The 11040-nt window shown below is 58.7% G+C and carries 9 protein-coding genes; all 9 read right to left on the reverse strand.

Annotated features, from left to right (window positions below):
• Positions 1–125: 125 nt before the first annotated feature.
• The 9 genes from O6929_02520 to O6929_02560 all read right to left on the reverse strand — a co-directional run bounded on the left by O6929_02520 (position 126) and on the right by O6929_02560 (position 10583).
• Positions 126–1061, reverse strand: a complete 936-nt coding sequence (locus O6929_02520; GenBank protein ID MCZ6479270.1) for a class I SAM-dependent methyltransferase — start codon at positions 1059–1061, stop codon at positions 126–128.
• 431 nt (positions 1062–1492) lie between these two features.
• Positions 1493–3265, reverse strand: a complete 1773-nt coding sequence (gene mutL, locus O6929_02525; protein ID MCZ6479271.1) for a DNA mismatch repair endonuclease MutL — start codon at positions 3263–3265, stop codon at positions 1493–1495.
• A 4-nt stretch (positions 3266–3269) separates the two neighbouring features.
• The gene (gene mutS, locus O6929_02530) at positions 3270–5792 is read right to left on the reverse strand and encodes a DNA mismatch repair protein MutS (GenBank protein MCZ6479272.1); all 2523 of its coding nucleotides are present in this window, start codon (positions 5790–5792) and stop codon (positions 3270–3272) included.
• A 409-nt stretch (positions 5793–6201) separates the two neighbouring features.
• Positions 6202–6936 (reverse strand): SDR family oxidoreductase, encoded by a 735-nt coding sequence (locus O6929_02535; protein MCZ6479273.1) that lies wholly within the window; start codon positions 6934–6936, stop codon positions 6202–6204.
• Between the two features lie 235 nt (positions 6937–7171).
• Positions 7172–7867, reverse strand: a complete 696-nt coding sequence (locus O6929_02540) for an HAD-IA family hydrolase (protein ID MCZ6479274.1) — start codon at positions 7865–7867, stop codon at positions 7172–7174.
• Positions 7864–8814 carry an ADP-ribosylglycohydrolase family protein gene (locus tag O6929_02545; GenBank protein MCZ6479275.1) on the reverse strand — a complete coding sequence of 317 codons (951 nt, stop codon included), beginning with the start codon at positions 8812–8814 and terminating at the stop codon, positions 7864–7866. Before O6929_02545 ends, O6929_02540 begins: the two co-directional genes overlap by 4 nt.
• Positions 8815–8840: 26 nt before the next feature.
• On the reverse strand, positions 8841–9038 hold the full coding sequence (locus O6929_02550; GenBank protein MCZ6479276.1) for a hypothetical protein: 198 nt from the start codon (positions 9036–9038) through the stop codon (positions 8841–8843).
• A gap of 54 nt (positions 9039–9092) precedes the next feature.
• Positions 9093–9398 (reverse strand): hypothetical protein, encoded by a 306-nt coding sequence (locus O6929_02555; protein MCZ6479277.1) that lies wholly within the window; start codon positions 9396–9398, stop codon positions 9093–9095.
• Positions 9399–9476: 78 nt separating this feature from the next.
• Positions 9477–10583 (reverse strand): hypothetical protein, encoded by a 1107-nt coding sequence (locus O6929_02560; protein MCZ6479278.1) that lies wholly within the window; start codon positions 10581–10583, stop codon positions 9477–9479.
• Positions 10584–11040 lie beyond the last annotated feature (457 nt).

Genomic DNA, 11040 nt, shown 5'->3' on the forward strand with positions numbered 1-11040 from the left:
CACCCCCCAAGCGTAGGGGAGTCTCTCCCCTACAACCCCTCAGTGCCCCTCGCGGAAGCTTGCTGTGCTTAGGGAGATTTAGTTGGAGGGGCACTAGTCCGACAAGACTGCTGTAAGTTCCTCTACTATTCGGCACGGTCACCAATCTTCGCATTCGCTTCCACATCTTGGTACATTCGAAAAGCAGGGATGTCCTCGACCGAGCGGATAGTCGGATGCCGACTTCGCACTGCGACCACAACGGGCAGCGTCTCTCGTTCGTCATACATATTGTCGTAGCTCAGGAGAGTGCTCCGATCGGCATCTACGCTCAGGCCAGCCTGGGTTAGCACCCGGATCCACCAGGCTAAGGTCTCCCCATCAGTGCATCTCTCCATCGATACCATGGTACCTGTTCCGTAGCGAAGGAGCCTGAGCAGTTCCGCCACGATTCTTGCGCAATCCGAATCTTCAGGTCCCATTGTTATCGAAGCGCACCCGGAGTCCGGTTCGTCCTCTGGAAACTCCGGTACTTCATGAAAGACTGCCGTCGACATGATGAGGTCAAAGGATCGCTCAGGAAAAGCCCCCTCGAGACTCTGGAGATCGCAAACCTCGAATCGAACGTTCGCGAGTTTCAACCGGTGTCCAAGTTCCCGAGCGCACACGATCCCTTGCTCGCACTTATCAATTCCGATCACCTCCGCTGCAGGATACAGAGTACCGTAGAAACACGTCAGAATTCCGTTATCACAGCCTACATCGAGGAGGCACGTGGGCTCTGGGAATTTCTCTCGGCAAAACCAACTCAGGAACTCTTTGTACATCAGGTTGTAGTATTGAGCAGTGACATCGATGCTGAGTGCCAGCGTAGTATTCTTCAGTGGGTAGACGTCAACGTCTTCTCCCTCTTCTCGGGCAGAAATCGCATGGGCAACTTGCTCCGCGATCGGGCCGTGCTTCTCTTGAAGCCGCTTCCAGAAGGCATCCCGTTCCAGGTAGCCGCCGATACCCACTGATCTGAGATACGACTCTACAGACGATTCATAATCTTTCTTGCTCCGTTTGTCGGCCCGCCTCATGAGACTTCCCTCTTTATGCGCGTCCCATCCTGCCCATGTTGAGCGTGGGAGAGAGTCTGAGTCTCCTGCACTCGGCAAGGCGTGTCAAGCCTGTGGAAAGAGTCCCGGTACCAGGTGGACGAAGAGATGTCACATCTGAAGCGTTAACCGAATGTTTCTTGATGGAGGGTTAGTTGTTGGTATGACTTATTTCATGTGGGATTACGGGACAAATACACCACGAGCGCCAAGGATGTCCCCGACGCCCGTGGGTTAGGTCTCTCGTGGTACCACTACTTGCTGTTCTGTGGGCGACACGCCTGGCTTCCAGGGAGGGACTAGATTAAATCATTCAGCTCGTCCACCTTGGTTTCCAGCCCGCGGAGCATATCGGCGATTATTCCCATGTGGAGGGAAATTTCAGCCGAGGTAACGTCGCACCAGTCAGGATGCTATCGCCGGTCAAACTGCTTGTCGAGCTCGTGAGCGGTGAGCCGAATCATCGTGGGACGCCCGTGCGGGCAGGTAAAGGGCGAGGAACAGGCCAGGAGCGAATGGACCAACGCCTCCATTTCCTCAGGCGTGATGGTTTCTCCTGCCTTAATGCTTTTCATCTTGCAGGCCACGCGAGCGGCGATCTCCGCCTGACGGTTTTCAGCCAGGCTTCCCAGGTCATTATCCTGTTTGCGGTCGAGAAACTCCCGAAGTAGCGGAAGGACTTCTCCCGAGTGAAAGTAAGCCGGCATCGACTGAACCTGATAACTGTTGCCGCCAAACGGGGCGAGGGAAAAGCCAATGGCCTCCAAGGCCTCGCAATACTCTTCCAGGACCGCCCGCTCATGGGGAAGAAGCTCGAGGATGGGCGGGGTGAGAAACAACTGAATCTCTGGACTGCCAGCATCAAGGGAGGCCAGGACCTTCTCGAACATGACCCGTTCATGCGCGGCATGTTGATCGATGACCCACAATCCTCCCTCGACCTCTACAATCAGGTAGGTCCCACGAAACTGCCCCAGGAGCCGAAAGGGAGCTGGGGGCACGAACGTCGGCGTACCCCTCGGTGGGCTTTCATCCCGGCCGTCACTCGGCCAGCGCGTGGAGTCGCTCACCCGAGACGGAGCGACGGACGAGGTTGAGTACTTCCGCGGAGTTTCCCGCAACAGGGGGCCTCCAGCGTGGTGGGGAGCCTCCAAGGGGAAAGTGCGAGTGGTCGACAAAGCAAGCTCTTTAAAGATATCAGCCTTTCGCAAGCTCTGGCTGATGACATCGCTGAGATGGCCAAGCAAGGCGCGCTCCTTGTGGAAGCGCACCTCGCGTTTCGTGGGATGAACGTTCACGTCCAATTCTCTCGGGGGAACTTGGAGGAACAGCACCGCCACCGGAAAGCGGCCCTGGGGGAGAAGGCCTTGATAGGCCTGCCTGAGGCCAAGACTCAGGGAAGGGTTCTTGATCGGGCGCGAATTGACAAAGAAGAGCTGGCCCGAGCGGTTGGCTTTTGCCAGCGTAGGCGCCCCAACGTAGCCTGTCGTCGTGAGATGGGGAGAGGTGTGTTCCACAGCCACCAGACCTTGACAGAATTCCTTCGGGAACAACGCAGCGATCCGCTCCACGGTACTGGCCGCCGGCAGCAGATCAAAGACGACGTGGTCGTTGTGAAGCAACCGGAATTGTATCCGGGGATGGGCAAGGGCCGTGGCAACAAGACTGCTGTGGATGTGGCCAAACTCCGTAGTGTCGGCATACAGAAACTTGCGCCGGGCCGGGCTGTTGAAAAATAAATTCTTGACCACCACGGTGGTCCCCGGGGGAGCGGCACCCACCCCAACGCTTCGGCTTTTTCCCCCTTCCATGGTGATCTTCACCCCTTCGCTTTTCGTGGGCTCGCGTGTGATCAGCGTGAACTGGGAGACCGCGGCAATACTGGGGAGGGCCTCTCCACGAAAGCCCAGGGTGGTGATGGCAAGAATATCGTCCGTGGTGGCGATTTTGCTTGTGGCGTGCCGTTCTAAGGACAGCTCAGCATCTTCCCGGCTCATCCCGCAGCCGTCGTCTACCACCTGGATCAAAGCCTTTCCCCCTTTGTGTACACGCACCTCGATGGTCTCAGCCCCGGCGTCCAGGCTATTCTCAACGAGTTCCTTCACCACGGCCGCAGGCCGTTCGACCACCTCTCCGGCAGCAATTTTGTTGGCCACCAGTTCATCAAGGATCCGAATGGTGCCCATCGATCTACTCCTCCACGGCGCGGGGGAAAAATGTCATTTGGCCGCTCCGGGGCTGGGCAGAAGCGGGGGACCGGACAGAGAGGCGCGAGGGGGGATACCGTCCCTTCTCCGATACTTCGAGGGTATCGAGTAACTCCTCGGCGCGTTCAATGACTGCGGGCGGCAGACCCGCAAGCCTCGCTACGTGAATCCCGTAGCTCTTATCCGTAGCTCCCGGCATGATCTTATGGAGAAAGATGACTTCCCCTTTTCCCTCGCGGACCGCGATGTTGAGGTTCTCGATACCCGCAATCCGTTCTCCTAAATCCGTCAGCTCGTGGTAATGGGTGGCAAACATGGTTCGCGGCCGAGACCCATCATGGTCCGAGAGGTACTCGGCCACCGCTCGCGCGATGCTCACCCCGTCAAGGGTGGAGGTGCCTCGGCCAACTTCGTCTAACAGAACCAGACTGCGGGGAGTGGCGTTGTGCAGGATAATGGCCACCTCGAGCATCTCGACCATGAATGTGCTTTCTCCTCGAGCCAGGTTGTCCGAGGCACCTATCCGCGTAAATAGCCGGTCCACGATCCCAATCCGAGCACTCGTCGCCGGCACAAACGATCCCATCTGTGCCAGGATAGTAATGAGGGCGGTCTGACGCAGGTAACAGGATTTCCCCGCCATGTTGGGGCCGGTGATGAGCAGGAACTGGTGCCGATTCCCGTCTAAAAGACAGTCATTCTCAACAAATTTACCCATCCCCAACATCCGCTCCACGACAGGGTGGCGACCGTGACGAATGTGGATTACCGTCCCCTCATCAATCTCTGGCCGCGTGTATTTTCCCCGAATCGCCACCAGGGCGAGCGCACTGAGAACGTCTAGATTTGCGATGGCCTCCGCCACGTCCCGAATGGCGTGGAGTTCTTGCACGACGCATTCACGAACCTCCTCGAATAACGTCTGCTCCAGCGCGCGAGCTTGGCCTTCGGCACTCAGAATCTTATCCTCGTACTCCTTGAGCTCGGGCGTGATAAAGCGCTCGGCATTTGTCAAGGTTTGTTTCCGAATGTAATCGGCCGGCACGTGGCTCAGGTTTGGAGTGGACACCTCGATGAAATACCCAAATACCTTGTTGTAGCCCACTTTCAGGGATTTGATACCGGTGCGCTGGATTTCTCGGGCTTGCAAAGCGGCGATGAGATGCTTGGCATTGCGTGACAGGGCCCGCAATTCGTCCAACTGGGCGTTATATCCCTCGCGAATCACTCCACCGTCGCGCAGATGTGTTGGCGGATTCTCCACCAAGGATGCGCTCAGGACCTGGCGCAGGTCTGCCAGATCGTGTATGCGAGCCTCGTGCTCACGGATAAGAGAATCGGAATATTCCTGGAGATGAGCCTTCAGCAGTGGCGCTTGGGCGAGAGAGGAACGCAGCGCGATCACGTCCCGTGGCGTGGCGACCCCATAGCTGACGCGACTCAACAGGCGCTCGAGGTCTCGGACGGGGTCGAGGAGTTGGCGAACCGTGTCCCGTCTTGCCGGCTGAGCGATCCATGTGGCTACGGCGTCCAGCCGTCTCTGAATTGCGCTGGGATTGAGCAGTGGCCGTTTGAGCCATTGTCGCAAGAGCCGTCCACCCATCGGGGTGACCGTTTCGTCCAGCACAGCAAGCAGGGTGGGACTGTCTTTGTCCGTCCCGCCGGCAGGGATTACTTCCAAGCTGCGTTCTGAAGTCGGATCCATGAGGAGATATTCGTGGGGCACATGGGGCCTGGGCAGTCGGAGATAGGTTTCGGACCCTGGACGGTGCTCCTTCAGGTACTGCAGGATCATGCCAATCGCGGCGATGCCTGCGGTATGAGTGCCAAGTCCCAGACCTTTCAGGGACCCAAGCTTATACGTCAACAGGACGCGGTCTCGATTGTCACCGACCTCACACTGCCAATCCTCGTACGTGGTCACCAGGAGCGTACGTCTCTCATCGATAAAGGGATGTAAGCTCTGCTCTTCCTGAACGGCCTGTGGGATGAGCAACTCGGTGGGACAGAGACGCGCAAGCTCGGCAAGCACCTCCTCGTCTTGACTGTACTCTGAAACGATGAACTCGCCCGTTGTGGGTTCCAAACACGCCAGCCCCCAAAGTTTTGGCAGGCGGGCGACCGCGACCAAGTACCGGGAGTCATATCCGTCAGGAGAGTCGTCTTCGACGAAGGTCGAGGGCGTGATGATGCGAGTTACCTCCCGGCGCACCAGCCCCTTCGCCTTTTTCGGGTCTTCAACCTGCTCGCAGATGGCCGCCTTCTTTCCAGCCCGGATCAGCCGCTGCACGTACCCCTCGACCGCATGGAATGGGATGCCACACATCGCCACCCTCCCCTGCCCCCCCTCGCGGGAGGTCAAGACCACGTCTAACAATGCAGAGGCGGTGACCGCGTCTTCAAAGAAGAGTTCGTAAAAGTCCCCGAGTCGAAATAGTAAGAGACAATCCTTGGGGAGGGAGTTCCTTACGGCGAGGTACTGCTGCATGACGGCGGAATACCCCATGTCGCCTCCAGTGGCCCCCGCAGAGGGGTGGCCCCTCTTTTACCCTACTTATAGTACCTCTCCGCTCGTTTGTCTACTAGATATGGTATGGTTAAGTATTGGCCAAGCAGTGATGTCACCCGCTCGTTTCTTAGAGTCCCACCGATCTTCGGGCTGACGATCTCCCCTCTGGCACTCCTTGCCAGTGAGGTCTTCTCTGAAGGAAAAGTCGCCGATGGCCGAACAGAACCAGAAAGGTGTTTATCTCAATTGGAGAGGTCCAAAGCATCTCCCAGTGCGTATCTGGTGTCAAGTGCCTGCCACTGGCTTCACCCAACCCGCACGCACGTGATTGCGGGAGGGTGGCACTGCTCCCCACGTATTGTTCAAACCCGGGAGGGTTACCTCATGGTAGAGGAAGTCCTCGAACCTAGATTCCCCAGCCACCGCTCAGATGGATATTGGCCCCGTTAACATACCGGGTGTCCTCTGAGAGAAGAAAAGCCACCGCGGCGACAGCGTCGTCAACCGTCCCGATATAACCGGCAGGGATCTTCTTCTCCATCGCCTTCAGCTCTTCGGCCGGTGCGCTCCCCGAGTCAATGAAGCCAGGCGAGATCGCGTTCACGGTGATGCCGTGCGGGGCCAGCACCCGGGCCAGCGTGCGGGTCAGGATGAGGACCCCTGTCTTCGCGATGTGGTGGGCCGTGAGCTGGGGTTGCGCGATCAGCCGATCGGCATTCGCCATACTAAAGGTGATAATGCGCCCCCACTTTCGTTCGATCATGCCGGGGGCCACGAGGCGGGTGAGGTAGAAGACTGGATGGAGATTATTGTTGAACATCGCATGCCAACCCTCGAGGGTTTCCTCCAGCAAGGGGGCCCGGTGGTAGGGGCCCACGCAATTGATCAGGGCATCAATCCGCCCCCATGTCTTTTCGACCTCTCGGACCAAGCCTAATGCAGCCTCGGGATCGGAAACATCGGCCTGCACTCCCAGGCCGCTGCTCCCCTTTTTCTTGATCGCCTCGACCGTCTCCTGAGCCTCCCGTTCACTGGTGCGATAGCAGAGGGCAACATCCCAACCGTCTTCTGCTAAGTGAAGGGCGGTGGCCCGCCCGATTCCGCGGGCCCCTCCCGTGATCAAGGCTACCCGATTCTTCACTTCGTCTCCCTCACCATGCTTGCCAGCTTATAGGCCGCACCCAGCATTCGGACCTTTGGATCCGCCTCTGCGGCCCGACTATACGGGACTGATCACGCGGGTGTCAAACGATCCCAATATAGCGGTCAGCGGTTAGCACTCAGCCGTCAGCACTCACGGAAATTCGAAATTGGAAATGTCCAGGTCATCGGTCGTCGGTCATCGATCTGCGGTCCTCGGTGGTCGGTCATCGGTATTAAGGAGAGGCGGGGAGGAGACTGCGAACCTCAAAGAGGTCTTTCGCTTTCACGCAGTCGAGGAGGGGCCATACACCTAGAGGATCGAGGAGAATGGCGTCAAGGCCGACACGGCGCGCCCCGACGACGTCGAGGCTGTAAAAATCGCCCACATAAACCGCTTCATTCGGCGTGACACCGGTTCGCTCCAGGGCCCAATGAAAGATGCGCGGATCGGGCTTTTCAAAGCCCACGACGTGCGAATCCACGATGACGCTGAAGTACTCTGCCAGACCCACTTCATTGAGCAAGGTCTCGAGTCGCCCATCGGAGTTCGAGATGACTCCTAACTGGTACCCTTTTCCCTTGAGATCCCCCAGAACCTCCCTGGCCCCTGGCACGGCACCCCCCCGCCAGAGGTTGGAATGCCGATTGATCTCCCGGAGTTCCTGCAGGAACCGCTCTGCCTTCTCCCTCCAAGGGAGTCCCATCTCTTCACAGATGTAACGAACATAGCGGGAGAAGATCTCGGGAGACTCTCGCACCGTTACCTTAGCCAGAAATGGGTCGAGCTTTACCCGGGCTCGACACTCGGCCCTCCAGACCTCTTCCTGGTCGACGAGGAAATCTTGCCGCTTCAGTGCATCCACTATCACGGCATAGTCGAGGCTGAGGATGGTATTTCCCGCATCGAAAAAGACTGCCTTCAGTGTCATCCCCGTCTCCGCACAGTGACCTTGTAAAGCTCTTGGGCGAGGGCCGCAATTGCCTCCTGTCCCTCGACCCCCTTTTTCCAGGCCGCGGGTATTCCCGCAATCCCGACCCGGGCTCCACTCACGGCCCCGGTGATGGCCCCCGCCGTGTCGGTATCGCCCCCTCCGCGAACCGCCGCCAACACGGCGCGGGGGAAGTCGTCGGGTGCATGGAAGAAGCAAAAGGCGGTCCATGCCACCGTCTCCACCACGTACGCCCCCACTCCCAAAGCTTCGCTTGCCTGTGGCGGATTGGCGCCTCGTCCCAGGAGTTCCAAGCTCCGCTGCAGGTTATCGCTCACCCGACTACCGGATACGAACTGGATGGTTTCCTCGAGTAACTCTTTCCCCGGAACCACCCCTGCCACCAGACGGGCTACAAGGAAGGCCACTGCCCGGCTCCCCGCAACCGCATCCGCGTTCTTGTGCGTGATCTCCGCGTCCAGGGCACAGGCCTTCCGCAGCCCCTCGAGATCCTCGTGATAGAGGAGACCCAGGGGGGCAGCCCGCATCGCTGCCCCGTTCCCAGCGGCATATTGCCCTTCTGTCCCGCTCTCATGCCATCCGGCTCCTGCCTCAAGGCGGGCCATGGCGCTCCGGGTGGTCGCGCCGATCCCCCGGACGTCCTCGGATTGAAACCAGCCGAGATACTCCCGGGCGATGTCCTCCGGTTCAGCTTGGCCGCGGCGGACGAGACTCCGCGCAAGACAGAGAGTCATCTGGGTGTCGTCGGTCCACTGCCCAGCGCCAAGACCCCGGTGGCTGCTCTCGTGGAATCCCTGGACCTCATCCAGAACCGGGCCCACCACCCAGGAAGAGAGTCCCTCAAAGGGCATCCCCAGCGCATCACCGATGGCGAGGCCCAGAAGACAGCTCTGGAGGCGATCCTCGATAGACGGAGTTGCAGCCATGGAGGGTGAATCCTTCAATGAAAACTTTAGTCTTCGGGGGGGCGGGTCAAGGCGGCCAGGACCTGCGGGAAAATCTCCTCGGTCCGCTTCCTCAGATCCTCGGGCCGGAGGTTGGCAATGGGGTGCACAATGGTGATAATCGGATAAGTCGGCGACCCGAAATTTCTGGCGTACTCCCTGGCCGCCTCCTTGAAAAGCTCGGTCACGACGGTTGCGGTGACCACCCCCCGCTTCTCCAACTCGATGGCGTCGAGCACACTGCCCGACGTACAGGAGCCTCACCCGCCAACCGCTGTGACCACCAACTGGCACCGCTCCGCCAGCTCATCGATCAGCTCGGGAGGAGCACTCTTTGTGTAATAGCGTTTCCGGTGCCGGACCACCTCGTCAAACTCAAAACGCTCGGCGAGCAGCTCTTCGATCACCGCTAAGATCTCATCTGCCCGCTCCTTGCTGTTGTCCAAAAACCCGATGCGCTTCCCACTGATGTCCAGGATCCGGAGTGCAAGGGGATAGACCTCTACCTCGTCCTCTACCACCGGCTCGAGGAGAATCAACCCCCTCCCGACCTCCTTAAATGTCATCACCAGCTTCCAAGCGTTCCACGTCCCCCAAGACACGCGCGCGCCTGATTGCCTAACCTGTCGTTATGACAGCCGGTGCTAGGCATGGCAGGTTCCGTCACTGCATGACCCGAGATTAGGAATCACCCTGGTGACCGCCCGGGTTCCATGATCGCCCCAACCGGGGATGATCAAGGAAAAGCGCCCCACAGTGCCTCCCGCCACAAATACCAAAATGTCTTCCGGACTGTTCACAACCGGGATCAGGGCGGAGGGATCATTCCTATCAATCCATCGAGGCCAGTACTTTTCCCACGTGACCTCCCCGTAGTACTCCCCGCTCCGCGTGAGCTCACGGACCGGCCTCCGGGCCTCCTGGAAAAGGAATGTTTTCACATCCTGCTTGCTCCACCCCTCGGCCGCAATAGTGGCCGCGTGCTCCGGACCGATCACCACTGCCATCTCTCCCCGCTTGTACATGTTGTTATTCCCCATGGTGGCCATCGTGTCCGCGACCGTGGTGAGGATGCCGCGCGCGCCCTGGCTCGCATGGTCATTGACGTTATGGGGCGCCTCAGCGGCAAAGACCGTGACGGTGCTCTGCTCCGGCCGGAACCCGCGTTCCACATGAAGCGGCTCCCACGGTGAGGCCTCCTCGTTTTCGGCCACGCAATAGGTGTACTTCCCGGGATGACCAAAGGTGGCTTTGTCGGTCACCCCCGGCAGCCCACCCCCGATGTTGATCATGCACAGGCGGACCGCTCGACCAATGGTGGCGTTGGCTCGAAAACCCTGACCGAAACAGTTCGCCCCGGCATTAATCTCGAGGGCCTGGCGGACCGGACCGTTGATGATCAGAAGAGGGGCGGCGACATGTGTCGTGCATTGAACCCCATTTAGATTAAAGTCATCATCCGCGATGGCCTCGATGGCTGCCACCACCACCGGAAAAAACGCAGGCTGACAGCCTGCCATGACTGCGTTGATAGCGATCTTTTCCAGCGTGGCTTTCCCGGATCTCGGAGCCATGATGCCGACCACTTCGCCTGGATCCCGGTCGAGGGTTTGCAGCATCGCCTCGACCCGCTCCTCGGTGGGGGGCACGATGGGAAACCCATCGGTCCAGCCTCGGGTAAAGAAGAGCTCGACCGCCTCAAAGTGGTCTGCCGCCTCGATGCGCCTTGATCGCAGGGCCACGGTCTGCATGCAGTCCTCCCTTCCTGATGAGACAGATGTTTAGCGCAAGATCACCATTCAGGGTAGCGGTGGGATCGAACCATGTCAAGGTGCTTGCGCGAGTGGCACCGTCACGGTTTTCCACGGCAAAGGGGGTGGCCAGAATAATCTTGACCATTATATGAAACATCGTTATATTATTGACCGTCTGGCTCCTTCTTGGTGGACCCATATCGGGCAGTCGACACCGCTGCACAACAATTACACTGTAGGGGTGAATTCATAGAATACGGAGATCCGATCCCCTCCTCACTCCGGCGACATTTACGCAACCGGAGCCTGCAAATAAAAGAGAAACTCCTATCAATATTATATGGGGGGTGATAATGCGAGCGTGGTCTGTGAGAGACGGCCTGACCCGGGACTTCCTTTCGGGAAGATCGGGTAGTGTGCTAACAAAACCATGAGGAGGAGAATCATGTTGAAA

It is taken from the genome of Candidatus Methylomirabilota bacterium (genome assembly GCA_027293415.1).
GTDB lineage: Bacteria > Methylomirabilota > Methylomirabilia > Methylomirabilales > CSP1-5 > CSP1-5.